The 24,937-nt window shown below is 66.7% G+C and carries 19 protein-coding genes; 6 read left to right on the top strand and 13 right to left on the bottom strand.

The annotated features are described in order from the left end of the window. The first annotated feature begins 132 nt into the window (after nt 1-132). On the top strand, nt 133-798 hold the full coding sequence (locus tag ACIGJC_RS08250; RefSeq protein WP_483708272.1) for a GntR family transcriptional regulator: 666 nt from the start codon (nt 133-135) through the stop codon (nt 796-798). A 117-nt stretch (nt 799-915) separates the two neighbouring features. Here the strand turns inward: ACIGJC_RS08250 and ACIGJC_RS08245 are convergent, their stop codons facing one another. The 9 genes from ACIGJC_RS08245 to dapC all read right to left on the bottom strand — a co-directional run bounded on the left by ACIGJC_RS08245 (nt 916) and on the right by dapC (nt 9,380). Next, the gene (locus ACIGJC_RS08245) at nt 916-1,518 is read right to left on the bottom strand and encodes a cysteine peptidase family C39 domain-containing protein (protein ID WP_483708271.1); all 603 of its coding nucleotides are present in this window, start codon (nt 1,516-1,518) and stop codon (nt 916-918) included. A 207-nt stretch (nt 1,519-1,725) separates the two neighbouring features. Next, nucleotides 1,726-2,604: a CAP domain-containing protein gene (locus tag ACIGJC_RS08240; protein WP_483708270.1), complete on the bottom strand. Its 879-nt coding sequence runs from the start codon at nt 2,602-2,604 to the stop codon at nt 1,726-1,728. Nucleotides 2,605-2,900: 296 nt separating this feature from the next. Then, nucleotides 2,901-4,169, bottom strand: a complete 1,269-nt coding sequence (locus tag ACIGJC_RS08235; RefSeq protein WP_483708269.1) for an MFS transporter — start codon at nt 4,167-4,169, stop codon at nt 2,901-2,903. A 156-nt stretch (nt 4,170-4,325) separates the two neighbouring features. Next, nucleotides 4,326-5,219, bottom strand: coding sequence for a 50S ribosomal protein L3 N(5)-glutamine methyltransferase (prmB, locus tag ACIGJC_RS08230; protein ID WP_483708268.1), 894 nt, complete (start codon nt 5,217-5,219; stop codon nt 4,326-4,328). 42 nt (nt 5,220-5,261) lie between these two features. Further along, nucleotides 5,262-6,413: a succinyl-diaminopimelate desuccinylase gene (gene dapE / locus ACIGJC_RS08225; RefSeq protein ID WP_483708267.1), complete on the bottom strand. Its 1,152-nt coding sequence runs from the start codon at nt 6,411-6,413 to the stop codon at nt 5,262-5,264. Nucleotides 6,414-6,429: 16 nt separating this feature from the next. Continuing rightward, nucleotides 6,430-6,777, bottom strand: a complete 348-nt coding sequence (locus tag ACIGJC_RS08220; RefSeq protein ID WP_483708265.1) for an ArsC family reductase — start codon at nt 6,775-6,777, stop codon at nt 6,430-6,432. 25 nt (nt 6,778-6,802) lie between these two features. Then, nucleotides 6,803-7,162 (bottom strand): hypothetical protein, encoded by a 360-nt coding sequence (locus ACIGJC_RS08215; protein ID WP_483708264.1) that lies wholly within the window; start codon nt 7,160-7,162, stop codon nt 6,803-6,805. A 114-nt stretch (nt 7,163-7,276) separates the two neighbouring features. Further along, entirely contained in the window at nt 7,277-8,104 is an 828-nt protein-coding gene (dapD, locus tag ACIGJC_RS08210) for a 2,3,4,5-tetrahydropyridine-2,6-dicarboxylate N-succinyltransferase (protein ID WP_011298055.1), read from the bottom strand. Nucleotides 8,105-8,180: 76 nt separating this feature from the next. Beyond that, nucleotides 8,181-9,380 carry a succinyldiaminopimelate transaminase gene (gene dapC / locus ACIGJC_RS08205; protein ID WP_483708263.1) on the bottom strand — a complete coding sequence of 400 codons (1,200 nt, stop codon included), beginning with the start codon at nt 9,378-9,380 and terminating at the stop codon, nt 8,181-8,183. Between the two features lie 174 nt (nt 9,381-9,554). Here dapC and ACIGJC_RS08200 point away from each other — a divergent pair, with 174 nt between their 5' ends. Then, complete coding sequence (locus ACIGJC_RS08200; protein WP_483708262.1) at nt 9,555-10,520, top strand: DMT family transporter; 966 nt, start codon at nt 9,555-9,557, stop codon at nt 10,518-10,520. Between the two features lie 22 nt (nt 10,521-10,542). Here ACIGJC_RS08200 and ACIGJC_RS08195 read toward each other — a convergent pair whose 3' ends face one another. After that, nucleotides 10,543-11,370 (bottom strand): ferritin-like domain-containing protein, encoded by an 828-nt coding sequence (locus tag ACIGJC_RS08195; protein ID WP_483708261.1) that lies wholly within the window; start codon nt 11,368-11,370, stop codon nt 10,543-10,545. Between the two features lie 406 nt (nt 11,371-11,776). Here ACIGJC_RS08195 and smc point away from each other — a divergent pair, with 406 nt between their 5' ends. The 4 genes from smc to def are packed head-to-tail and all read left to right on the top strand — an operon-like array spanning nt 11,777 to nt 19,271. Further along, the gene (smc, locus tag ACIGJC_RS08190) at nt 11,777-15,292 is read left to right on the top strand and encodes a chromosome segregation protein SMC (RefSeq protein ID WP_483708260.1); all 3,516 of its coding nucleotides are present in this window, start codon (nt 11,777-11,779) and stop codon (nt 15,290-15,292) included. Further along, the gene (locus tag ACIGJC_RS08185; protein WP_483708259.1) at nt 15,289-16,596 is read left to right on the top strand and encodes a cell division protein ZipA C-terminal FtsZ-binding domain-containing protein; all 1,308 of its coding nucleotides are present in this window, start codon (nt 15,289-15,291) and stop codon (nt 16,594-16,596) included. Before smc ends, ACIGJC_RS08185 begins: the two co-directional genes overlap by 4 nt. Nucleotides 16,597-16,608: 12 nt before the next feature. Beyond that, the gene (gene ligA, locus ACIGJC_RS08180; RefSeq protein ID WP_483708258.1) at nt 16,609-18,741 is read left to right on the top strand and encodes an NAD-dependent DNA ligase LigA; all 2,133 of its coding nucleotides are present in this window, start codon (nt 16,609-16,611) and stop codon (nt 18,739-18,741) included. Continuing rightward, a complete protein-coding gene (gene def / locus ACIGJC_RS08175; RefSeq protein ID WP_483708257.1) occupies nt 18,738-19,271 on the top strand; it encodes a peptide deformylase in 534 nt (177 codons plus the stop codon). Before ligA ends, def begins: the two co-directional genes overlap by 4 nt. Nucleotides 19,272-19,367: 96 nt before the next feature. Here def and ACIGJC_RS08170 read toward each other — a convergent pair whose 3' ends face one another. The 3 genes from ACIGJC_RS08170 to map form a co-directional block, all read right to left on the bottom strand. After that, nucleotides 19,368-21,308, bottom strand: a complete 1,941-nt coding sequence (locus tag ACIGJC_RS08170) for a pseudouridine synthase (protein WP_483708256.1) — start codon at nt 21,306-21,308, stop codon at nt 19,368-19,370. A gap of 23 nt (nt 21,309-21,331) precedes the next feature. Beyond that, nucleotides 21,332-23,914, bottom strand: a complete 2,583-nt coding sequence (locus tag ACIGJC_RS08165; RefSeq protein WP_483708254.1) for a [protein-PII] uridylyltransferase — start codon at nt 23,912-23,914, stop codon at nt 21,332-21,334. A 76-nt stretch (nt 23,915-23,990) separates the two neighbouring features. Beyond that, on the bottom strand, nt 23,991-24,809 hold the full coding sequence (map, locus tag ACIGJC_RS08160; RefSeq protein WP_483708253.1) for a type I methionyl aminopeptidase: 819 nt from the start codon (nt 24,807-24,809) through the stop codon (nt 23,991-23,993). Nucleotides 24,810-24,937: the final 128 nt, after the last annotated feature.

The following is a 24,937-nucleotide window of genomic DNA, read 5'->3' as shown; positions in this document are numbered from 1 at the left end:
GACCATATCCGGTATCCCCTACAATCGAGCCGCCCGCCACTTCAGAGCCGCCACATGTCGACGTCGAGTGCTTCCCCCATCGCGAGCGGTCCGCAACGCGGGGTAACGCCTGGGCCGCTTGCCGCAGCGGGTGTGGAAGATCGCATCTACGCGGCCATCAGCGCCGCGTTGCTCGGCGGCAAGCTGCGCCCCGGCATGCCGCTGCGCGAGCGCAGCCTGGCGGAGGCCTTCCACTGCACACGTGGCGCGGTGCGCAAAGTGCTGGCGCGCCTGGGCGCCGAAGGCAAGCTCGAGCTGGAGCCCAATCGCGGCGCCTACGTGCCGCGTCCATCGGTGGAGGACATCCGGCAGGTCTATTGCGCCCGCCGCGCTGTCGAGGCAGGTATCGTGGCGACGTTATGCGGCCGTCTCGACGACGCGCAGCTTGCCCGGTTGCTGCAACACGTAGAGGCGGAGGAGGCGGCGCTGCATGCGCATCGCCGCGAAGAATCGATCCGCCTTGCCGGTGGCTTCCATGCACTGCTCACCGAAATGGTTGGCAGCGCCGACCTGCTGGCGTTCGTGGGGCGGCTGCTCACCAGGACCGAACTCTACAAGGCGCTCTATGATCCTGCGGAGTTCATCGAATGCGCGCCGACCGAGCATCGGGAGCTGGTCGAGGCGCTGCGAACCGGGGATGTGCAGGTCACCATCGACATGATGAGCGCGCATCTCGACGACATCGAAAGGCGCGTGGTGGAGCAGGCGCAGCGCGCAGAGGAAGTTCCCGACGTGAAGACGATCTTCGCCGGCGGCTAGGTGAATGTCTCTGCCAGGTTCTCGATGGCGCAGCAGAGCTCGGTGCAGAGACGCCGCCGTCGACCTGATTCGTTCATCGGTCATGCAGCGGTGGACGGATGCGTGGCCTGAACGATCCTAAACCTGCTTGCGGGATGCCATGCTCGCAAGCAGTGGGGGCCACATCTTCAGCCGACCGCCCGCAAGGCATAGCCTCGTAACGGTCGAAGCAAGCAGTCGTCCGCCGTGGCGAAGCCATGCTTGCTGCGGCGCCGCGCCAGACTGGCAAGGCTGCGGGATTTCAGTATCGGCCGCCGAATCGGGTCTTGAAGCGGGCTGTGCCAACACTGCGTGTCCGCTGTACTGGGCCAGCAGTTCATCGTGATCGACCTCTTGCACGCCGCCGCCCCAACCTGGCAAGGCGACGATCAGCCGTCCGTCATCGCAGCGCCGCAGCAGCACGCACGGCCTGTTTCCGTCGAGCAAGAGGATGGCGGGCAGCGTGGTGTCGGATATCTCTTCGAGACTGCAATCCACCAGCCGCGTCGACAAGCCGAAATGTGCCGCTGCGACGCCCAGCAGCGGTAACGTCAGCTGCATGCCGTCCCCAGCGCCCATTTCCGCCAGGGCTGCGGACGACACCGGCCGTCGCAGGGCACGGTTCAACAATAGCAAGCAGCCCAGCAGCGGATCGTCTGACCCCGATCGCCGACCCGCCGCGCACGACATCCGATCACCCATGATTCCCCCGGTTTCACTGGTGTGATTCTTTGCTTCGAGCGTAGTGCAACGCGGCACGTGCGCCTATCGTGAAAACGGGCGATAGCAACCGCCCAAGGCTGAGTCACGATTGAAACGCCTGTCTGGATGGTCGACTTCATCTGCCGCTTGCTCGGCCCTGAAGAAATCGACCAGCAGTTTCGCCGCTGAGCCGCCTGCGCAGCCGCCTCAATACGCCGTAAAGCGCCACGATTTGTTGATCGCCACGCCATTTCGCGCACCGGCAAAGCTCGCGGTATAAGTGCCGGCAGCGATGGGCTGCGTCGGCAGCAGGAACACCACGCCGCGATACAGGCTCGCGTCCGCGATAGCCGAAGCCACCGAGCCAGCCTTCGATTCGGCAGGCACCAGGATGCGAGCGGGCACGGCATCACCGCGTGGGCCCGTTAGCGTGAAACTGGAAACCGTCAGCACGTCAGCCGGTTTTTCCACGTTCACCCGGAACATGATCGGCGTACCCGCGGTGGCCAGGTCGGGCGCCGGATTCGGGGTCTCGTCCGCGGGAATGAACAGGCCGTGCACGCTGGCATTGTTGGCGGGGTAGTGCGCGGCAGCGCCAGCAGGCAATTGCTGGCCGCCCCATTGCGCGAGGCCATAGCCACCTGTACCCGCCGCGGTCACCACGCCAAAGTTCGCCACGCAGTAGTTGTCACGCATGGCGAGGCCGATGGTCTCCTGATTGCTGGTGATCCCCTGCAAGTGATAAACCGAGTTCGCCAGCGCGGCAAGACAGCGGCCGATATCGCCGTTGTAGGCATTCTGCCCGACCCATTGCTGTTGCGCGCCGCCCACGGCAAGCACCTGGTGGTACGGATCGGGGCTGGTGAAGCCGGGATTCCCGGGGATCTCCGTATGGCTCATCACCGCGTTGAGTTTCATATACTCGAGATGGTTCTCGGCCGCGGCGTCGAGGGCCGGATCCTGGCGCAATGCCCCGACCCCCATTGCGACCCGCAGGGCGTTGAGCGCGTTGAAGAATTCGAAGCGCGGATCGGTTCGGAAGTACGTGGATCTATGCGCGATTCCGGCCGGAGCAGACGAAGTCATTTCCTTGCTGGCGGTCGGTTTGCGCGACAGGTTTGCGACGATGGTGGGAGGGGTGGCGCCAGCGCTGTCAATGCTGGCGCAAACCGCGACGACGACAGACGTCGCGGCGCATGCGAGGAGGCTCTTTCTCACGTTTTCCGGGTTGTTTTTGTCTGACCAAGCGGGAGCTCATGGTCCGCGTAGGACGTCTGCTGATCCGCTTCCGGAGGCTTAACGTGAAAGGATGAAGATTCGTGTACAGGAGCCCGCATGCCCGCGGGCGGAACGGCTGCGTTCGGGCTTTTTCGTGCCCGAAACTAATGATTGCCCTGCGCCGGACTGAAGAAATAGGGCACCAGCGCTGCAGCCACCAGCACGGCCGCCGACAGGAAGATCGCGGCATACGTCGCGGGCTCGCCCCAACGCTGCAGATGGCCCATATTGGCGATGAGCCCATAGCCCCACGACGTCAGCGCGGAGCCCAGAAACACGAAGGTATTGAGCAATCCCAGCCCGCGCCCGCGTTTGGACGGCGGGATCAGGCTGCGGCCCTGCGCCATCACGAGCGGATGCAGCATGCCGATGGTCGAGAGCAGGGCCATCATCGCCACGCCGCTCACGACGCCGGAGGCGGGCCACAGCGTCAGCAGCACGCCACCGGACATCGACAGGACGGACCACGCGAGGATGGCGGTCTTGAGCGTGCTGCGCCGTACCAGGACGGGCAGCAGGAAAGCGGTGAGGAATCCGGCCACGCTCAGCAGCGTGAGCGCCACGCCGCGGGACCCCGAACTGAGCCCGTAGACATCGGCCAGATAAGGCCCGCTCCATGCATTGCGGAAGGCCGTGCCAGCGGACATGGCCACGCACAGCGGGATCAGCGTCCACAGCGGCACCAGCCCCAGCAGCCGGGCGCTTTGCGTGAGCATGGACGGCCACGAGGCGCTGCGCGCCTCTGCGTGGCCGGTGTCGCGCACGAAGCGCCAGACGCCCCACGCGGCGACGACCATGCCCAGTGCCGATACCGCCATCGACGGGCGCCAGCCCACCAGTTCGGTCGCCCACCCCAGCGGCGCGGTCGCGCACAAGGCCCCGATCATCCCCATGGCGTTCGACTTGCTGACCACTTGCGTGTAGTCGCGCTCGGACAGCTGCTCCGAGGCGAAATGCAGCAGCCCCATGAATACCGGCGCGCACGCCAGCCCCAGCCCCACCTGCGCCAGCGTGGCCACTGCACCGTTGGGCGCCAGGACGAAGAGGATCGACGATACCGCGCCGATCGCCAGCATTCCGGCAGTGGGCCGGCCTACGCCATAGCGGTCGAAGGCGATGCCAACCGGGATCTGGGCCACGGCAAAGGCCAGGAAAAACGAAGAGGACAAAGCACCGTATCCGGCCGGGGACAGACCGAAATCGTGCTGCAGTTCCGGCGCCATGACCGCCAGGCAGGAACGGAAGAACTGGCTGAGCGCGAAGGCGAAGGTCAGGACGGCGATGCCGCGCAAAGCGTGCGTCGTGGCGGCAGCGGCGGGCAGGGCGGGGGATCCGGGAGGCGATCCGGGAAGCGGAGTGGGACTTGGGGTCACGGCGTCAGTGGCGCTATCTCTGCCGCGAGTGTAGAGCCTGCGCGTGTTGCGGGATCAACGCGTGGCCGATGTTCGCCCAGATTGCGTGGGCGCAGCCTGTGCCGGCGGGAGACTCCTTCTCCCGCGGCACAGGGTTGCCATCATGTCGAACGGGAATTATCCCGGCAGAGCGTCGTAGGTCAGCAGGAAGACCTGCTCGTCGCCCGCGCTGACGGGCAGCCAGACGATCTCCAGGTCCGGGAACGCCGCCTCGACATTGGTGTGCTCGTTGCCGATTTCCACCACCAGCACGCCGCCCGGGTTGAGGCGGGCCTTGGCGCCGGCAATGATGCGGCGCACGATGTCCATGCCATCGTCGCCGCCAGCCAGTGCAATGCGCGGCTCCGCCTGATACTCGGGCGGCAGCGCCTGCATCGAGGCTTCGTTGACGTACGGAGGATTGGTCAGGATCACGTCGTACGTGGCGCCCGGCGGCAGCGGTGCGTACAGGTCGCCCTCGAACAGGTGGATGCGGTCCTGCATCTTGTAGTCGGCCACGTTGCGGCGCGCCACGGCGAGCGCATCGGGCGAGATGTCGACGGTATCGATCTGCGCGTTGGGCCAGACGTGGGCGGCAATGATCGGCAGGCAGCCCGAACCCGCGCACAGTTCCAGCACGGGGCCGATCTTGGCGGTGTCGCCGATCCACGGCTCCAGTCCGTCCTGCAGCAGTTCGCCGATAAAGCTGCGCGGCACGATCACGCGCGAATCGACGTAGAAGCGCAGGCCGTGCATAAAGGCTTCATGCGTGATGTAGGCGGCCGGCACGCGTTCGGTGACGCGGCGGTCGATGACTTGCATGACCGCGTCGATTTCCTCGGGCAGCAGGCGCGCGTCGAGGAACGGGTCGAGCGTGTCGAGCGGCAGGTTCAGCGTGTGAAGCACCAGGTAGGCGGCTTCGTCATAGGCGTTGGCGCTGCCGTGGCCGAACGAAAGACGCGCGGCCGTGAAGCGCGACACCGCCAGGCGCAGCAGGTCGCGCACGGTGCGCAGCGGGGAGGGAGTTGCCATGGTCGTGGATGCTGTGTCGAGAAGGGTGCGATCGGCAGGCGATCAGGCAATGAGCCGTTCCAGCACGCCACGGTAGACGTTCTTGAGCGGCTCGATAAAGCGGACTTCGACGTTCTCGTCGATCTTGTGGATGGTCGCGTTGGGCGGGCCGAACTCGATCACCTGCGGGCAGATCTTGGCGATGAAGCGGCCATCGGAGGTGCCGCCCGTGGTCGACAGTTCGGTCTTGACGCCGGTCTCGGCCTCGATGGCGGCCGAGAGCGCGTCGGACAGCTCGCCGCGCGGCGTCAGGAAGGGCTCGCCGCCGAGCGTCCAGTCCAGCGAATACTCGAGCTTGTGCTGGTCCAGGATCGCATGCACGCGCGACTTCAGGCCTTCCGGCGTGCTCGCGGTCGAGAAGCGGAAGTTGAAGTCGATCGTGACATGGCCCGGAATCACGTTGGTCGCGCCGGTGCCGCCGTGGATGTTCGACATCTGCCAGCTCGTCGGCGGAAAGTATTCATTGCCCTGGTCCCATACTTGCGCGGCCAGTTCGGCGAGCGCGGGGGCGGCTTCGTGGATCGGGTTGCGGCCCAGGTGCGGGTAGGCGATATGGCACTGCACGCCCCTGACGACCAGCTTGCCCGACAGCGAGCCGCGGCGGCCGTTCTTGACCATGTCGCCCAGCGTGTCGACCGATGTCGGTTCGCCGATCACGCAGTAGTCCAGTCGTTCGCCGCGTGCCTTCAGGGCCTCGACCACCTTGATGGTGCCGTCATGCGCCGGCCCTTCTTCATCGCTGGTGATCAGGAAGGCGATGGTGCCGGCATGGTCCGGATGCGCCTTGACGAATTCCTCGACCGCCACGACAAAGCCGGCGATCGATGTCTTCATGTCGGCGGCACCGCGGCCGAACAGGCGGCCGTCACGGTGCGTCGGCTCGAACGGGTCGGAGTTCCACTGTTCGAGCGGACCGGTCGGCACGACGTCGGTATGGCCGGCGAAGGCCAGCAGCTTGCCGTCCTTGCCTTGCGTGCCGCGCTTGACGGCCCACAGGTTGGTCACGCGGAAATCGTCGGGACCGCTGACGAGCGCTTCGCAGGCGAAGCCGAGCGCCTTCAGGCGGGTTTCCAGCACGGCCTGGCAGCCTTCGTCGGCGGGCGTGACGGAGCGGCGGCGGATCAGGTCTTCGGTGAGGGCAAGGGTGGCGGTCATGGCAGGGCGAAGAAATTCAGAACTGGCTGGCGTACTGGTCGGCGGAAAAACCCACGCTGACCTTGCCGTCGTGCGCAAGCACCGGGCGCTTGATCAGCGACGGGCTTTGCTGCATCAGCGCGATGGCGCCGGCTTCATCTTCGGCGCGGACCTTGTCGGCGTCCGATAGCGCGCGCCAGGTCGTGCCCTTGCGATTGAGCAGGGTCGACAGCGGCACATGTTTCAGCCAGCCGCGCAGCATGGCTTCATCGACGCCTTGCTTCTTGAAATCGTGGAAGGTGTAGGCAACGCCGTTGGCGTCCAGCCAGGTGCGGGCCTTCTTGACGGTGTCGCAATTCGGGATGCCGTAGAGCAGGACGGTCATGGCGGGTGAGAATTCGTGCTGATGTTCAGCGGAAAAGCAGGTTCAGGGCAATCACCAGGCCGCCAAGGCCAAGCGCCACGCCGGCCATCGCCACCGTCGTCATCAGGCGCAGTCGGCGGTCCAGCCGCGCGGCTTCCTTGCGCAAGGCGTCGATGGTGATGGCGTGCTGCTCGGCGAGCAGCTTGACTGCCTCGGCCTGCTGCACGGCGGCGGCCTCCAGTTCCGCGATGCGTGCGGCCGGGTCGCGTGTTTCCGGCGCGGCGCCATCGGTGCCGTCATCCTTGCGCCGGCCCTTCTTGATCTTGTCGATGGTCTTGTTGGCCTGTTCGAGGATCGTGGGCAGGAGGGAGAGCACGGTGCTGACGGTGGTGGGATCCAGGGCCATGAGTCGCTTGCGGAGGGAGGGCACGTCGCGGGCGGTGTGGCGGGGTGATGCGGGGAGGGCCCGGCCAGCCGCCGCGCGCATGGCGCAGCGCCGGGCCGGGCCAGCCGCGGGCGATCAGTCGCCGCGCAGCAGGTCGTTCAGGCTGGTCTTGGCGCGGGTCTGCGCGTCCACCTTCTTGACGATCACGGCGCAGTACAGGCTGTACTTGCCGTCCTTGGACGGCAGGTTGCCCGCCACCACGACCGAGCCGGCCGGCACGCGGCCATAGTGGATCTCGCCGGTTTCGCGGTCATAGATCTTGGTCGACTGGCCCAGGTACACGCCCATCGAGATGACCGAGTTCTCTTCGACAATCACGCCTTCCACGACTTCCGAGCGGGCGCCGATAAAGCAGTTGTCTTCGATGATGACCGGGTTGGCCTGCAGCGGCTCCAGCACGCCACCGATGCCCACTCCGCCCGACAGGTGGACGTTCTTGCCGATCTGCGCGCACGAACCGACGGTGGCCCAGGTGTCGACCATGGTGCCTTCATCGACATAGGCGCCGATGTTCACGTACGACGGCATCAGCACGGCGTTCTTGGCGATGAACGAGCCGCGGCGCGCCACGGCGGGCGGCACCACGCGGAAGCCGGCCTTGGCGAAGTCGTCGCCGCTCCAGTTGGCGAACTTGGTCGGGACCTTGTCGTAGAACTGGGCAAAGCCGCCGGCGCTCATCGGCGCGTTGTCTTCCAGGCGGAACGACAGCAGCACGGCCTTCTTGACCCACTGGTTGACGATCCAGTCCTTGCCTTGCTTCTCGGCCACGCGCAGGGTGCCGGCGTCGAGCTGGCCGATCACATTGGCGACGGCCTCGCGGATATCGGCGGGGGCGGACTTCGGCGACAGGCTGGTGCGGTCTTCCCAGGCCTGGTCGATCAGGGCTTGCAGAGCTTGCGTCATTTGGGTTTCTTCAGTGGTTGTTTGGAAAAGGCGCGGCGGTCGGGCCGCGCCACGGTATGCGTTGGATCCCGACGGATCAGCCCAGCGACTTGCAGAATTCCACAATCCGCCGCGCGCCTTCCAGGCATTCCTCGGGCGTGGCCACCAACGCCATGCGCACGCGGTTCGCGCCGGGGTTGATGCCATCGGCTGCGCGCGCCAGGTAGCTGCCTGGCAGCACGGTGACGTTTTGCGCCGCCAGCAGTTGCGCGGCGAACTCGACATCGTTCAGTCCGGTGCGCGACACATCGGCCCACAGGTAGAAGCCGGCATCGGGAAGCGCCACGTCCAGCACCTCGGCCAGCATCGGCGTGACCTCGCTGAACTTGCGCACATAGGCGGCGCGGTTCTCGCGCACGTGGGCCTCGTCGTTCCAGGCGGCAATGCTGGCGGTCTGAACGGCCGGGTTCATCGCCCCGCCGTGGTAGGTACGGTATAGCAGGAATTTCTTCAGCAGGGCGGCGTCGCCGGCGACGAAGCCGGAGCGCAGGCCCGGCACATTCGAGCGCTTGGACAGGCTCGAGAACATCACCAGCCGATCAAAACCGCGGCCAAGCTTGTGCGCGGCCTCCAGCGCACCGAGCGGTGCGCGGCTCTCGTCGAAGTAGATTTCCGAGTAGCACTCGTCCGACGCAATCACGAAGCCGTACTTGTCCGACAGCGCGAACAGCTGCTTCCAGTCTTCGAGCGACAGCACCGCGCCGGTCGGGTTGCCGGGCGAGCAGACGAACAGCAATTGCACCTTCTGCCAGACTTCGTCGGCAATGCGGTCGAACGCCGGGGCAAAGTTGCGTGCCGGGTCGCTGTTCGCGAACACCGGCGTGGCGCCGGCCAGCAGCGCAGCGCCTTCGTAGATCTGGTAGAACGGGTTCGGGCACAGCACCAGCGCGCCGGGGCGCGTGCCGTCGACCACGGTTTGTGCGAACGCGAACAGCGCTTCGCGGGAGCCGGTCACGGGCAGCACCTCGGTCGAGGCGTTGACCTTCGGCAGCCCATAGCGGCGTTCCAGCCAGCTGGCGATGCACTGTCGTAGTGCATCGGAACCAGCCGTTGTGGGATAATTCGCCAGCCCGGCCAGCGACTCGGCCAGCGCCTGCTTGATGAATTCGGGCGTCGGGTGCTTGGGCTCGCCAATGCCGAAGCTGATCGCCGGCTTGTCGGCCGGCTTCACTTCCGCGAAGAGCACCCGCAGTTTCTCGAAGGGGTAGGGCTGGAGCAGGTCGAGGCGCGGATTCACGTTCTGGATGGGGCCGGTTGAAACGCAGCATTATAAGGGAACGGCGCCCTTTCCCGTGCGATGGCGCGGCCCGCGCCGCGCATGCGGTGTGCGGATGCCGGGCATCACCGGCATGTGATGCCGGCGGCGGATGTACCGCGTTTCCCCGGCAAGCCGGCCCCTAGCCATTTCCAAATGACCAACAAGAATATTGCGGCGCAACATGGGGCCGCCGACCGCCATGCGGTCAAGTCCTCGCTGTCCATCCTGATCGGTGCCTCGGTTTGGGGCATTGCCTGGTTCCCGTATCGCCTGCTGGCGAGCTGGGGCCTGGGTGGCATGAGCGCCGCGGCGCTGGTGAGCTGTGCGGCCGCGCTCCTGTCGCTGCTGGCCTTTCGCAGGCAGCTGCGCGGCATGCGCGCATCGTGGCTGTTCGTGGCGATCGGCCTGGCCGCGGGCGTGACCAATGCGGGCTTTGTCTGGGGCAGCGTGAACGGGCACGTCATGCGCGTGCTGCTGCTGTTCTACCTGACTCCGGTCTGGACGGCGTTGTTCGCGCGCATGTTCCTGGGCGAACGGCTCTCGGCCGGCGGCCTGGCGCTGATTGCGCTGGCGCTGTCGGGCGCCGGCCTGATGCTGTGGACGCCCGAGGTCGGCGTGCCGCTGCCGGGCAGTGCCGCCGAATGGTCCGGGCTGGTCGGCGGCATGGGCTTCGCCGTCAACAACGTGCTGTCGCGGCGCGCCGGGCAGCGCTTTCCCGATATGGACGCGCGCCTGCGCACGGTGGTGGTCTACCTGGGCTGTACCGCCGTCGGCGTGCCGTGCGCGCTGCTGCTCGATGGCCCCTCCGCGATCATCGTCCCGGGAGCAGGCGGCGCCGTGCTGGCCCTGGTGGCGGCGCTGGCCGCGGTGCTGGTGCTCAGCAATTCGGTGGTCCAGTACGGCCTGCAGCGCCTGCCGGCCAATCGCGTATCGCTGCTGATGCTGTTCGAGATCGTGGTGGCGGCCGTGTCGTCGTGGTGGCTGGCGACCGAGACGCTGAGCTGGAAGGAGTCCGCGGGCGGCCTTTGCATCGTGGCGGCCGGGGCGCTGTCGGGGCTGGTGCATCGGAGCCGGCGCGCAACCGAAGCCGTGGCGTCCGGGGCCGAAGCGGCCGCCTGAGCGGCGCAAACGGCGTTCCGGGTCAGTGCAGCATGACCCGGCTCACGACTGCGACGAGCGGCTTGCGCACCGCGCGCTCCAGCGTGCTGTGCAGATGCAGCGGCCGCAGCAGCATCTTCACGGTCATTTCGACGGGCAGGTGGCGCCGGACCACGGCACTGACGCGCGAGTTGAGTGCTTTCACCTCATGTTCCGGGATGTCTTCCTGTCCGCGCTCCATGCGCAGGACATTGCGCAGCGCGATGGCCGCATCCTCGTTCTTGATTTCCAGCAGCCGGCGCGCCAGGGCGCCCAGCACCCTGGCGCGGCCCAGCCCTTCGGACTCGGCAAAGTGGTTGAAAAAGCGATAGAAGTGCTTGTAATGCCGCACCTCGTCATCGGCAATGCGCCGCGTCAGGGCGCGTAGCACCGGTTCGTCGCTGGCCTGTTCCAGGGCGCGGTAGTAGGCTGCCGTGCCGGTCTCCACGACGCAGCGGGCCGCCATTTCCAGCGCCTCGGTCGGCTCGAACTGGTCGATCGAGCAAGTCTGGCTGTACTCCGCGAAAAAGCGCCGGTAGCCGCGTTCCCAGTCGAATTCCGGCCAGACATGCTCGACATAGCGGCGCAGCGCCAGGCCGTGCTGCAGTTCCTCGGCTTCCCAGTGGTGGGACAGCCAGCCGGCCGCTTCAGGCGCTCCGGCGTAGTAGACCGCGAGGTTGCCGGCGTAGGTGTCGGACCCGCTCTCGATGAACGACGCCGATACCAGCAGGTAGAACAGGTCGCGGTTCCCGCGCACGCGTTCGGACTCGATGGCCCGGTAATCAATCTCGCTGACAGACCACGGCAGGGTTGCCGCTGACGGCTGGGTCATGCTGGATCCTCCGCAAATGGCCGGTGCCGCCCTGATTGTCACCCGGAGGGCATCCGGCGTCACGCTGGCATATCAGAGAGACTGGCATTTACCCTAGTTAGTTTCCCGGTTATTGCCTAACTATTCCGACACGCGAGGCGCCGGCCCCTCCCAAAAGTGCTTGCAAAAACGCCTGTAAATGGCTGTGAGCAAAGGGAAACCGGGCGCCAAAAATGCCGTGGAACCCACTGCCGGAGCGGCCGGAACGCCGGGTTGCGATGGTATGATTACCGCCAATTCTCGGGCACGGGGGGCGAGAAGGGACGCTGGCGGCACGCCGCGCGTCCGCCCGTCCGCGTGCGCCGCTCATTCCTGAACGCTCTAATGCTGCGCGCGCTGCCATCAGCGCCGATACCACACGACAACCGTGCGACTATCTTCGATCAAGCTGGCGGGCTTCAAATCATTCGTCGATCCGACCAATTTCCAGGTGCCCGGCCAGCTGGTCGGGATCGTAGGTCCCAACGGCTGCGGCAAATCCAACATCATCGACGCGGTCCGCTGGGTGCTGGGCGAATCACGCGCGTCCGAGCTGCGTGGCGAATCCATGCAGGACGTCATCTTCAACGGTTCCACGGCCCGCAAGCAGGCGGGGCGGGCCAGCGTCGAACTGGTCTTCGACAATGCCGAGGGCCGCGCCGCCGGCCAGTGGAGCCAATACGCCGAAGTGGCGGTCAAGCGCGTGCTGACGCGCGATGGCACCTCGTCCTATTACATCAACAACCAGCCGGTACGCCGCCGCGATATCCAGGACATCTTCCTGGGCACGGGCCTTGGGCCGCGCGCCTACGCGATCATCGGCCAGGGCATGATCTCGCGCATCATCGAGGCCAAGCCCGATGACATGCGGATCTTCCTCGAAGAGGCCGCGGGCGTATCCAAGTACAAGGAACGCCGCCGCGAAACCGAGAACCGCCTGTCCGACACGCGCGAGAACCTGACGCGCGTCGAAGACATCCTGCGCGAGCTCGGAACCAACCTCGAGAAGCTTGAAGGACAGGCCGAAGTCGCGCAGCGTTTCAAGACGCTGCAGGCCGACGGCGAAGAAAAGCAGCAGCTGCTGTGGCTGCTGCGCAAGCGCGAGGCGCAGGTCGAGCAGGAACGCCACCAGCGCGCCATCGAACAGGCCCAGATCGACCTCGAAGCCCAGACCGCGCAACTGCGCCACGTCGAAGCCGACCTCGAGACCATGCGGGTCGCGCACTACGCGGCCTCCGACGGCATGCACGCAGCGCAGGGCGCGCTGTACGAGGCCAATGCCGAAGTCAGCAAGCTGGAAGCCGAGATCCGCTACGTGGTGGAATCGCGCAACCGCGTGCAGGCCCAGATCGCGGCACTGACCACGCAGCGCGAGCAATGGCAGGGCAAGTCGGAGCAGGCCAGCGACGAACTCGCGCAGGCCGAGGAAAACCTCGCCGTGGCCGAAGGCCGCACCGTCGAAGCGCAGGAAGCGGTGGCCCAGAAGACCGATGAGCTGCCGACGCTGGAAGCGCAGTGGCGCGACGCGCAGCAACTGCTCAACGAGCAGCGCTCCGGCATCATGCAGGCCGAACAGGCGCTCAAGCTCGAAGCCGCGCAGCAGCGCAGCGCCGACCAGATGCTGCAGCAGCTCGAACAACGCCGCGAACGCTTGTCGGGCGAGGAAAAGGGACTCGATCGTCCGGACGAGGCGCGGCTGGAAGAGGCACGTGCCGAACTGGCCGAACAGGAAGCCGTGCTGGAGGAAGCGCAGGCTATCCTGGCCGATGCCGAGGACAGCGTACCGCGCCTCGACGGTGAGCGCCGTGCCGCGCAGGAGCGCGTGCAGAGCGAAGCCGCGGCGATCGCCGCGCTGGAGGCGCGCCTGTCCGCGCTGAAGCAGCTGCAGGAAAACGTGCAGACCGACGGCAAGGTGCAGCCGTGGCTGGCCAGGCATGGCCTGGCTGAATTGCCGCGCCTGTGGAAAAAAGTCCATATCGAGCCGGGTTGGGAAAGCGCGCTGGAATCGGTGCTGCGCGAAAAGCTCGCCGCGCTCGAGGTATCGAACCTGGACTGGGTCAAGGCCTTCCTGTCGGATGCGCCGCCCGCCAAGCTGGCGTTCTATTCGCCGCCGCCGGCTGCCCGTCCGATCGAAACGCCAGCAGGCCTGCGTCCCCTGATGTCGCTGGTGCAGATCACCGAGCCCGGCATCCGCGCGGTGATGCAGGACTGGCTGGCCGATATCTACACGGCCACGGACATGGCGCAGGCGCTGGCCGCGCGCAACACGCTGCCCGACGGCGCGTCGTTCGTGGTGGCCGAAGGACACCTGATTGGCCGCAACGCCATCCAGATCTATGCAGCCGATTCCGAGCAGGCCGGCATGCTGGCCCGCGAGCAGGAAATCGAGAACTTGCAGAAGCAGGCCCGCGCCCAGGTGCTGCTCTCGGACGAGGCCAAGAGCCAGGCCGTGCGTGCCGAAGCGGCCTATACGCAGGCCAGCCAGGCCCTGGCCGAGGCGCGCTCGCGCGGCGAGCAGGCCACGCGTCGCGCGCACGCGCTGCAGATGGACGTGCTCAAGCTGTCGCAGGCAATGGAGCGCTACGCCGCGCGCAGTGGCCAGATCCGCGAGGAACTGGCCGAGATCGGCGCGCAGATCGACGAGCAGCGCGCCATCCGGGCTGAGTCCGAAGCAAGCTTCGAGCAGCACGATGCCGCGCTGGCCGAGATGCAGGCCACGCATGAAGACCAGCAGATGGCGTTCGAAGCGCTGGACAGCAAGCTGTCGTCGGCGCGCCACCAGCTGCGCGACCTCGAGCGCGCGGCGCAAGAGGCGGTCTTTGGCGAGCGCAACCTGGCCAGCCGCATCGAAGAGCTGCACCGCAATATCCAGGTGGCCAGCGACCAGGCCGAGCGCATCGCCGAATCGCTCGAGAACGCACGCGCGGAACTCGAAACGATCAACGAGCAGACCGCCCACACCGGCCTGCAGGACGCGCTGGAACGCCGCGCCGAGAAGGAAGAAAAGCTCGGCGCCGCCCGCATCGAGCTGGATGCGCTGACCGCGCAGTTGCGCCAGCACGACGAACAGCGCCTGGCCGCCGAGCGCAGCCTGCAGCCGCTGCGCGACCGCATCACCGAATCCCAGCTCAAGGAGCAGGCCGCGCGCCTGAACCAGGAGCAGTACAGCGAGCAACTGGCCGGGGCCCAGGTCGACGAGGTGGCGCTGGCCGACAAGCTGACCACGGACCTCAAGCCGTCCTATCTGCAGGGCGAAGTCACGCGCATCAACAATGCCATCAACGCGCTGGGCCCGGTCAACATGGCCGCGCTCGACGAACTGTCCGCGGCGCGCGAACGCAAGACCTTCCTCGACGCGCAGTCGGCCGACCTGAACGATGCGATCACCACGCTGGAAGACGCCATCGCCAAGATCGACCAGGAAACCCGCGCGCTGCTGCAAGGCACCTTCGACCAGGTCAACCACCATTTCGGCGAGCTGTTCCCGTCGCTGTTCGGTGGCGGCCAGGCACGCCTGATCATGACCGGCGAGGAAATCCTCGATGCCGGCGTGCAGGTGATGGCGCAGCCGCCGGGCAAGAAGAACTCAACCATTCATTTGTTGTCGGGCGGCGAAAAGGCGCTGACCGCGATTGCGCTGGTGTTTGCCATGTTCCAGCTCAATCCGGCCCCGTTCTGCCTGCTGGACGAGGTGGACGCCCCGCTCGATGACGCCAATACGGAGCGCTACGCCAATATGGTGGCCCGCATGTCGGACAAGACGCAGTTCGTCTTCATTTCGCACAACAAGATCGCCATGGAAATGGCGCACCAGCTGATCGGCGTGACCATGCAGGAGCAGGGCGTGTCGCGCATCGTGGCGGTGGATATGGATGCGGCGGTGTCTATGGCGGAGGCAGCATGAGCATCAACATGGATTTGCAGACCTCGCTGATCGTCGCCGGTCTTGTTTTCCTGGCGCTGCTGTTTGGCTACAACCAGTGGCAGATCCGCAAGGCGCGCCGCCCGCGCGAGCTGCGCCCCGAGGATGACCTGCCGCCGATGCGCGAGCCTGTGGTGGGCGAGTCCACCGCGCCGGAGGTGGCTGCCAAGCTGCATGAGGCCCCTGCACCGGAGCATGTCGAGCGGCGCGAGCCGACGCTGACGCCGGCCGCGCGCCCGGCGCCGCATGAGGTGGCGGCGGTGGCCGCTGCCGCCGCGGCTGGTTCGGCGGACGCCGATGAAGCCGTAGCCGACGAGGTGGCACTGGCAGCCGCGCCGGCCGCCTCTGTCGCCGCCGAAGCCGAACCTGAAGAGAAAGCCGAGAACCAGGCGCAAGCAAAGGCAGAGCCGCCGCCCAGGGTGGCTGAGCCCGTAGTGTCCGACGGCCAGCCGCAGCCGGCCACGATCGATCCGCTGATTGACTGCATCGTGCCGCTGCACCTGGAGCGCAAGGCTTCGGGCGACCGCATCCTGCCGCTGACCGGCCGGCTGCGCCGCGCCGGGACCAAGCAGATCCATATCGAGGGCCTGCGCGAGGAAGCCAATGCCTGGGAGCCGGTGACCGCCGGCCACCAGTATGAGGACCTGCAGGTGGCCGTTCAGCTGGCCAGCCGCAGCGGCCCGCTCAATGCGCTGGAGTTCTCCGAATTCGTGAACGCGGTCGAAGCACTGGCCGAATCGCTGGATGCCTCGGCCGACCTGCCCGACATGGGCGAGACCGTCGCCAACGCGCGCGAACTTGACGGGTTCGCCGCAAGTTGCGACGTGCAGCTTGGCGTCAACGTGATCTCGGACGGCGCGCCGTGGTCGGCTGCCTACGTGCAGAGCGTGGCGACACAGGACGGCCTGGTGCTGTCGCGCGACGGTACGCGCTTCATCCGCTACGTGGCCAATGCCGAAGGCGTGCAGCGCACGCTGTTCGCGCTCCAGTTCGGCGACACGAACTTCCTGCGCGATGACCTGACCGTCAAGGGCGGTGGCCAGATCACGCTGCTGCTCGACGTACCGCAAGCGGACCAGGGCGGCAAGCCGTTCAAGACGGTCTGCGAATACGGCTACTCGCTGGCCCAGCGCATGGGCGCGCAACTGGTCGACGACAATATGCGGCCGCTGACCGAAGCCTCGTTCGTCGCGATCTTCAACCAGCTCGAGGCCCTCTACCAGAAGCTGGAGGCACGCGGCATGCCCGCCGGTTCGCCGGTCGCGGTACGGTTGTTCAGCGTCTAGCCGGAGCCTGCCATGAACGCAACCCATCGCGGCGCGCAGGCAGATGCCTCCGCGCCGGCCGGCGGCTTGTCGCCCGCAGCCGCCGCTGAACGCGTGCAATGGCTGCGCGAGGAACTGGATCGCCACAACTACCAGTATTACGTACTGGATGCCCCGACCATCCCGGATGCCGCGTACGACGCGCTGTTTTCCGAACTGCAGGCGCTTGAAGCCGAGCACCCCGAACTGCTGACGCCGGACTCGCCGACGCAGCGCGTGGGCGGCGCACCGCTATCGGCCTTCGATACGGTGCGCCACCGCGTGCCGATGCTGTCGCTCAACAACGGTTTTTCCGAAGAAGACGTGATCGGCTTTGACCGTCGCTGCGCACAGGGGCTTGGACGCAGCGCGGCGGGCGGCGCGCAGGATCTGTTCAGCGCCGCGGAAGCCGTCGAGTACGCGAGCGAGCTGAAGTTCGACGGCCTGGCGATGTCGCTGCGCTACGAGGACGGCCGGCTGGTACAGGCGGCAACGCGCGGCGACGGCGAGAGCGGCGAAGACGTGACGGTGAACGTGCGTACCATCAAGGCGATTCCGCTGAAGCTGCGTGGCGCGGCGCCGCCGGTGCTTGAAGTGCGCGGCGAGGTCTTCATGTACCGGCGCGATTTCGACAAGCTCAATGCACGCCAGGCCGAGGCCGGCGAGAAGACCTTCGTGAATCCGCGCAATGCCGCCGCTGGCAGCCTGCGCCAGCTGGATCCGCGTATTACCGCCAGGCGTCCGCTGTCGTTCTTCGCCTATGGGCTTGGAGAATTGCAGGGCATGGAACGTCCTGCCACGCACAGCGCCATGCTCGACGGCTTTGCCGCCATGGGGCTGCCGGTCTGCAAGGAGCGCGCGGTGGTGAGGGGCGCGCAGGGCCTGCTGGATTTCTACCGCAAGGTGGGCGAGAAGCGCGACCAGCTTCCGTACGACATCGATGGCGTGGTCTACAAGGTCAACGCGCTGGCCGAGCAGGAGCAGCTCGGCTTCGTGTCGCGTGCGCCGCGCTTTGCGCTGGCGCACAAGTTCCCGGCGCAGGAGATGACCACGGTTGTCGAGGACATCGAAGTGCAGGTCGGCCGTACCGGTGCCATTACGCCGGTAGCGCGCCTGCAACCGGTGTTCGTCGGCGGCGTGACGGTGACCAATGCCACGCTGCACAACGAGGACGAGGTGCGGCGCAAGGACGTGCATATCGGCGATACCGTGATCGTGCGCCGTGCCGGCGACGTGATTCCCGAAGTGGTCGCCGTGGTGCTGGAACGGCGCCCCGACGACGCACGCGCCTTCGTCATGCCGACTACCTGCCCGGTATGTGGTTCGCATATCGAGCGCCTGGAGGACGAGGCCATCGCACGCTGCACGGGCGGCCTGATCTGCGCCGCGCAGCGCAAGCAGGCGCTGCTGCATTTCGCGCAACGCCGCGCCATGGATATCGAAGGGCTGGGCGACAAGGTGGTGGAGCAGGTGGTGGACCAGGGCATCGTCCACACGCCGGCGGATCTGTACAAGCTAGGCGTGGCCAAGCTGGCAGCGCTGGACCGCATGGCCGACAAATCGGCCGGCAACCTGGTGGCGGCCATTGACGCGTCGCGCAGCACGACGTTCAACCGGTTTATCTTTGCGCTGGGTATCCGGCATGTTGGCGAGGCCACGGCCAAGGACCTGGCGCGCCATTTCGGCAAGCTGGACGCGCTCATGGCGGCTGACGAGGCCGCGCTGCTCGAGGTCAATGACGTGGGGCCCGTGGTGGCGCAGTCGATCGTCAACTTCTTCGGCGAGCCGCACAACGTGGAGGTCATCGAGCAGTTGCGCGCGGCGGGCGTACACTGGGCCGAAAGCGAGCCTGCCGCCAGGGCGCCGGCGCCGCTGGCCGGCAAGACTTTCGTGCTGACCGGCACCTTGCCGACGCTTTCGCGCGAGGCCGCAAAGGAAATGCTGGAAGCCGCCGGGGCCAAGGTGGCCGGGTCGGTATCGAAAAAGACTGACTACGTGGTCGCAGGCGCCGAGGCTGGCAGCAAGCTCGACAAGGCCGAAGCCCTCGGCGTGCCGGTGCTCGATGAGGCCGGCATGCTGGCGCTACTGGAATCGGTCGGGGCAGGGCAACCGGGGGAACAGGCATGATCCGAGAGATTCTCAAGATGGGCGACGCGCGCCTGCTGCAGGTGGCGCGGCCGGTGGAGCGCTTCAATACGCCGGAACTGCGCGCGCTGATCGAAGACATGTTCGACACCATGGACCATGCCAATGGCGCGGGCCTGGCGGCGCCGCAGATCGGCGTGGACCTGCAGGTGGTGATCTTCGGCTTCGACCGCAATCCGCGCTATCCCGACGCGCCTCAGGTGCCCAAGACCGTGCTGATCAACCCGGTGCTCGAGATGCTGTCCGACGAAATGGAAGACGGCTGGGAAGGGTGCCTGTCGGTGCCGGGGCTGCGCGGCGTGGTGCCGCGCCACACGCGGCTGAAGTACTGCGGCTATGACCTGCGGGGTGAGCGTATCGAACGCGTCGCCGAGGACTTTCACGCGCGCGTGGTGCAGCATGAATGCGACCACCTGCAAGGCATCCTGTACCCAATGCGCGTCCGCGATTTCACGCGTTTCGGTTTTACCGAGGTGCTGTTTCCCAACTTGCCGCCGAACAGCGACGATTGACGGGGTGTGACACCAATGCAAACGGGGCGCCATCTGGCGCCCCGTTTGCATTGGTGCCTGCCGGCGATGCGAGCGCGCCGGCAGTGATGCCATACCTCAGAATTTCTCGAACGGCCCGAGGAAGCGCCATTGCCCCGGCGGCAGGTCGCCCAGCACGATGCGGCCCATGCGCACGCGCTTGAGGCCCACCACCTCCAGCCCCACCTGTTCGCACATGCGGCGAATCTGGCGTTTGCGGCCTTCACGCAGCACGAAGCGCAATTGCTCTTCGTTCTGCCAGCTCACCTTCGCCGGCTTGAGGATCACGCCGTCGAGCGACAGGCCGTGGCGCAGCAGTTCGAGCTGGTCTTCCGGGAAGACTTCGCTGACCTTGCGGTCGACCACGCCTTCGGGCGAGTGCCATTGCACGCGCACCAGGTATTCCTTCTCGACGTTCGAGTCCTCGCCGATCAGGGCGCGGGCCACGCGGCCATCCTGCGTCAGGACCAGCAGGCCGGTCGAGTCGATATCGAGGCGGCCGGCCGGCGCCAGGCTCTTGCGTTGCCACGGCGCAAAGCGCTTGCGCGTTGGGTCTTCCGACCACTGGTTCTCTTCGGTGAAGAGCACGGCGGCGGGCTCGTAGCCATCTTCGGCCTGGCCGGAGACAAAGCCCATCGGCTTGTGTAGCAGCACCGTGACGCGTTCGCCTTGCTCGGAGCGGGCGGACTGATGGATCTCGATGCTGGCATCAGCCCGCACGCGCGAGCCGAGTTCGGTCACGGGCTTGCCGTCGACCAGCACCCAGCCGCGCGGGATCCATTCGTCGGCTTCGCGACGCGAGCACAGGCCCAGTTCGGACATGCGCTTGGACAGGCGCACCAGGCCGTCATCGTGGCTGGACTCATGCGCGTCGGCGTCGGCGTGGGACGGCTTGTCGGCGCGAGGCGGCCGCGCGCGGTCGGCGGTGTCGCTGAAGCGGCGCGCCGGCGCATCGCTCTCGCGGCGCGGGCGTGGCGGCCGGTTGTCATCGCTGAAACGGCGCGGGCGTGCGTCGTCATTGCCGAAACGGCGCGGGGCTTCACCGCCTTCGCGGCGCGGCGGGCGGTTGTCGTCGCTGAAACGGCGCGGGCGTGCGTCGTCATTGCCGAAACGGCGCGGGGCTTCACCGCCTTCGCGACGCGGCGGCCGGTTGTCATCGCTGAAACGACGCGGGCGTGGGTCGTCATTGCCAAAGCGGCGGGGCGCGTCACCACCCTCGCGGCGCGGTGGGCGGTTGTCGTCGCTGAACCGGCGCGGCCGTACATCGTCATTGCCAAAGCGGCGCGGTGCATCACCGCCTTCGCGGCGCGGCGGGCGGTTGTCATCGATGAACCGGCGCGGGCGCGAATCGTCATTGCCGAAGCGGCGCGGTGCGTCACCACCCTCGCGGCGCGGCGGGCGGTTGTCGTCGCTGAACCGGCGCGGGCGAGCGTCGTCATTGCCGAAGCGGCGGGGCGCATCACCACCCTCGCGACGCGGCGAGCGGTTGTCATCGCTGAACCGGCGCGGGCGAGCGTCGTCATTGCCGAAGCGACGCGGGGCTTCACTGCCTTCGCGGCGCGGCGGGCGGTTGTCATCGCTGAACCGGCGCGGGCGAGCGTCGTCATTGCCGAAGCGGCGGGGCGCATCACCACCCTCGCGACGCGGCGGGCGGTTGTCGTCGCTGAAACGGCGCGGGCGGGCGTCGTCATTGCCGAAGCGACGCGGGGCTTCACCGCCCTCGCGGCGCGGCGGGCGGTTGTCATCGCTGAAACGGCGCGGGGGTGCCTGCCGCTCGCCATCGGCCGGACGGCCCTGGCGCGGGGCGCGGCCAGTGGCAGGTTCGCCCGGTGACTTTGTCCCCTTGGCGGGCTTCGCGCCGCCTTGTGCGCGCCGGATGCCATCCGCCACGGCCTGCACGCGCTTGCGGTTCAGGTCCGAGACGCGCACGGGCCGGTTGCCGGCCGGCTTGCGGACGGCGTTGTCTTCGGGCGGCTTGATGCCGAGCGTCTTGCGCTTCGGCGAATTGCTGTCGGTCATATCTTCAATGCTGCGCGGCCGGGTCAGATTTCCAGCGCGGCGAGCAGGTCCTGTTCAAGCTGAATCTGCAATCGGTTGTCGGCGGCAAGACGGCTGCCGTCGACAAGGAACACGTCTTCGACGCGTTCGCCAAGGGTATTGATGCGTGCCGTATGCACGGACACGCGATGCTTCGCCAGTACGCGCGCGATCGCGTAGAGCAGGCCGGTGCGATCATTGGCCGACAGCGACAGCAGGTAGTACTGGCCGCGCTCGTCGGGCCGCAGGTCCACGCGCGGCTTGATCGGGAAGCTGCGCGACTGGCGCGACAGCCGGCCCTGGCTGGGTTCCGGCAGCGCGGCCTGTTGCTGCAGGCGGTCGCACAGCTCGTGCTCCACCAGCGCGAGGATGTCGCGGTAGTTGCCGCCTTCGCCAACCATGCCAGGGTCGGTCACCTGGAACGTGTCGAGCGCGTAGCCGTGGCGGGTGGTGTGGATCTTGGCGTCCTGGATCGAGAACGCCTTGCGCTCGAAGTAGCCGCAGATGCGCGCGAAGAGGTCGGGCTGGTCCTTGACATAGACCGCTACCTGCAGGCCTTCGCCTGCCGGCGAGATCCGGGCCTTCACCACCGGCACCGGACTGTCCACCTTGTTGAACAGGTGGCGCGTCAGCCAGGCGATATCGCGGGAATCGTGCCGCAGGAAGAAGGCCACGTCGAGCTGGGCCCACAACGGCTTGCCCAGTTCGGGATCGAATGCGTTCAGGCGCAGTTGCGAGACTGTTTCTTCCTTGCGCTGCGCCCAGATGGAATGCCGGTCGACCTTGGCGCCGCCCAGCACGCGCAGCGTGATGCGGTACAGGTCTTCGATCAGCTTGCCCTTCCAGGCATTCCACACCTTGGGGCTGGTGCCGCGGATATCGGCGACGGTCAGCAGGTACAGTGCGGTGAGATAGCGTTCGTCCCCCACCACGCGCGCGAAGGCGTGGACCACTTCGGGGTCGGTGAGGTCCTGCTTCTGGGCCACCTGGCTCATCGTCAGGTGGTGCTCCACGAGCCAGCAGATCAGGTCGGCGTCTTCGCGCGCAATGCCGTGCCGCTTGCAGAAGCGGCGTGCATCGACGGTGCCGAGCTTCGAGTGGTCGCCGCCGCGGCCCTTGGCGATATCGTGGAACAGTGCCGCCACCGAGAGCACCCACGGCTTGTCGAAGCTCGCCATGAGCTGGCTGCAGAACGGGAATTCGTGCGTGTGCTCGACAATCGCGAAGCGGCGCATATTGCGCACCACCATCAGGATGTGCTGGTCCACGGTGTAGACGTGGAACAGGTCATGCTGCATCTGTCCGACGATGCGCCGGAAATTGATCAGGTAGCGGCCCAGCACGCTGGTCTGGTTCATCAGGCGCAGCGCATGGGTGATGCCTTGCGGCTCCTGCAGGATGGCGAGGAACAGGCGGCGGTTTTCCGGGTCGTTGCGCCAGCGCGCATCCATCACGGTGCGCGCGTTATACAGGCCGCGCAGCGTGCGCGGCGACAATCCCTTGATTCCCGGCGTGCGTTCGTACAGCAGGAAGGTTTCCAGGATCGCGTGCGGATCGTCTTCGTAGAGGCTGTCGCTGGTGATTTCCAGCATGCCCTGGCGCTCGACGAAGCGCTCGTTGATGACGCGCGTCACCTGCGATTCGCTGGGGAACAGCAAGGCCTCGATGTTGAGCAGCAGTACGCTGTTGAGCTGGGTCACCGCCTTGGCCGCCCAGTAGTAGCGGCGCATGAGCTGCTCGCTGGCGCGCTTGTTGTCGTTCTGGCGGTAGCCGAACGATTCGGCCAGGGCGGTCTGCAGGTCGAAGACCAGCACATCCTGGCGGCGTCCCGCAATCAGGTGCAGCCGGGCGCGGATGGTCTTCAGCAGGCGTTCGTTGCGGGCCAGTTCCTGCGCTTCGCGCTGCGTCAGCAGGCCTTTCTCGAACAGCTCCTTCCAGCTGTCGCCCAGGCCGGCGGCCTTGGTCATCCACAGGATCACCTGCAGGTCGCGCAGGCCGCCCGGGCTTTCCTTGCAGTTCGGTTCGAGCGAGTAGGGCGTGTCCTGGTACTTGGCGTGGCGCTGGCGCATTTCCAGCAGCTTGGCCTGGAAGAAGTCGGCCGGATCGAGGTCGGCCTTGTGCTGCACGCGCATCGCGTTGAACAGCTTGCGCTCGCCCGTCAGCAGGCGCGCCTCCAGCAGCGAAGTCTGGATGGTGATGTCCGCGCGGGCTTCACGGATGCAGTCTTCCACGGTGCGGACCGAGGAGCCGATCTCCAGCCCAAGGTCCCAGCAGATGCCGATAAAGCGCTCCAGCCGGCTCGCGGTGGTGGCGTCGGGTTCGGACGACAGCAACAGCAGCACATCCACATCGGAATACGGGGACAGTTCCCCGCGGCCGTAGCCACCGACGGCGACCAGCGCCGCGTCCGCGGGCATGTCGAGTCCGCGCCAGGCTTCGACCAGCGCGGCGTCAACGGCACGGCGCAGGCGCGTGATCAGTGTGCCGACGTGCGCCGTCAGGGCGAAGTCGGCAAACAGGGCCTGCTTGTCGGCTTTCAGCTGATCGCGAACGCGTGCGGCGAGCAGGAGTTCCGGCGTGGTGTCCATGGGCTGTGCAGGAAGATTCGTGGGCATGGCTGGAAAAAGAAAGGCGCCCGTCAGGCGCCCCCAACCATGTTGCGGCTCAGGCCGCGACCGACTCCGTGATAAAGGCCGGTGGTGCCGGCGTGGCGGCGGACACCGTCAGCACCTCGTAGCCGGTTTCCGTCACCAGCACGGTATGTTCCCATTGCGCGGAGAGGCTGCGGTCGCGTGTCTTGACCGTCCACTGGTCGGGCATGGTGCGGATATCGCGCTTGCCGGCATTGATCATCGGCTCGACGGTGAAGATCATGCCTGCCTTGATCTCGGCGCCGGTGCCGGCACGGCCGTAGTGCAGGATCTGCGGATCTTCATGGAAGTTCTTGCCGATGCCGTGGCCGCAATACTCACGCACCACGCTGTAGCCGGCCGCTTCCGCATGGACCTGGATGGCATGGCCGATGTCGCCCAGGCGCGCGCCGCCGCGTACCTGCGCGATGCCTTTCCACATGCATTCGTAGGTCACCTGCGCGAGCCGCTTGGCCAGGATCGAGGCCTCGCCGACCAGGAACATGCGGCTGGTATCGCCGTAGTAGCCTTCCTTGGTGATGACGGTGATATCGAGGTTGACCGCGTCGCCGCTCTTGAGCACGCGGTCGCCGGGGATGCCGTGGCAGATCACATCATTGACCGAGGTGCAGATCGCGCCAGGGAAGGGCGGGTAACCCGGGGGCGCATAATTCAGAGGCGCCGGCACGGTGCCTTGCACGTCACGCATATAGGCATGGCACAGGCGGTCGAGTTCGCCGGTCGTCACGCCGGGCTTGACGAACGGCGTGATGTAATCGAGGACTTCCGAGGCAAGGCGGCAAGCCACGCGCATTTGGGCGATGTCTTCGGCGGTGTTCAGGTGGATGCTCATGCTGCTTCGCCAGAAAAAGTGAAGGCGAGGCCACGGGCCGCGCCAGAATCGAATAGGGAATGTGGGATTATCGCACCATCGGGGCTCCATCGCAGCGGTTCGCCCGGCAATCGGGGTCAGATGAGAGG

It is taken from the genome of Cupriavidus sp. C3SS-1 (assembly GCF_057073755.1).
Note: the sequence above shows the minus strand (reverse complement) of the source record. Positions and strands in the feature narration are given on the sequence as shown.

Coding starts and splice junctions, on each gene's coding strand:
- map (WP_483708253.1), bottom strand. CDS start 24,809: ATGAGCATCCACCTGAACACCGCCGAAGACATCGCCCAAATGCGCGTG.
- ACIGJC_RS08170 (WP_483708256.1), bottom strand. CDS start 21,308: ATGACCGACAGCAATTCGCCGAAGCGCAAGACGCTCGGCATCAAGCCG.
- ACIGJC_RS08245 (WP_483708271.1), bottom strand. CDS start 1,518: ATGGGTGATCGGATGTCGTGCGCGGCGGGTCGGCGATCGGGGTCAGAC.
- dapD (WP_011298055.1), bottom strand. CDS start 8,104: ATGACGCAAGCTCTGCAAGCCCTGATCGACCAGGCCTGGGAAGACCGC.
- ACIGJC_RS08200 (WP_483708262.1), top strand. CDS start 9,555: ATGACCAACAAGAATATTGCGGCGCAACATGGGGCCGCCGACCGCCAT.
- ACIGJC_RS08220 (WP_483708265.1), bottom strand. CDS start 6,777: ATGACCGTCCTGCTCTACGGCATCCCGAATTGCGACACCGTCAAGAAG.
- dapE (WP_483708267.1), bottom strand. CDS start 6,413: ATGACCGCCACCCTTGCCCTCACCGAAGACCTGATCCGCCGCCGCTCC.
- ACIGJC_RS08195 (WP_483708261.1), bottom strand. CDS start 11,370: ATGACCCAGCCGTCAGCGGCAACCCTGCCGTGGTCTGTCAGCGAGATT.
- def (WP_483708257.1), top strand. CDS start 18,738: ATGATCCGAGAGATTCTCAAGATGGGCGACGCGCGCCTGCTGCAGGTG.
- ACIGJC_RS08165 (WP_483708254.1), bottom strand. CDS start 23,914: ATGGACACCACGCCGGAACTCCTGCTCGCCGCACGCGTTCGCGATCAG.
- ACIGJC_RS08185 (WP_483708259.1), top strand. CDS start 15,289: ATGAGCATCAACATGGATTTGCAGACCTCGCTGATCGTCGCCGGTCTT.
- ACIGJC_RS08240 (WP_483708270.1), bottom strand. CDS start 2,604: ATGACTTCGTCTGCTCCGGCCGGAATCGCGCATAGATCCACGTACTTC.
- prmB (WP_483708268.1), bottom strand. CDS start 5,219: ATGGCAACTCCCTCCCCGCTGCGCACCGTGCGCGACCTGCTGCGCCTG.
- ACIGJC_RS08215 (WP_483708264.1), bottom strand. CDS start 7,162: ATGGCCCTGGATCCCACCACCGTCAGCACCGTGCTCTCCCTCCTGCCC.
- ligA (WP_483708258.1), top strand. CDS start 16,609: ATGAACGCAACCCATCGCGGCGCGCAGGCAGATGCCTCCGCGCCGGCC.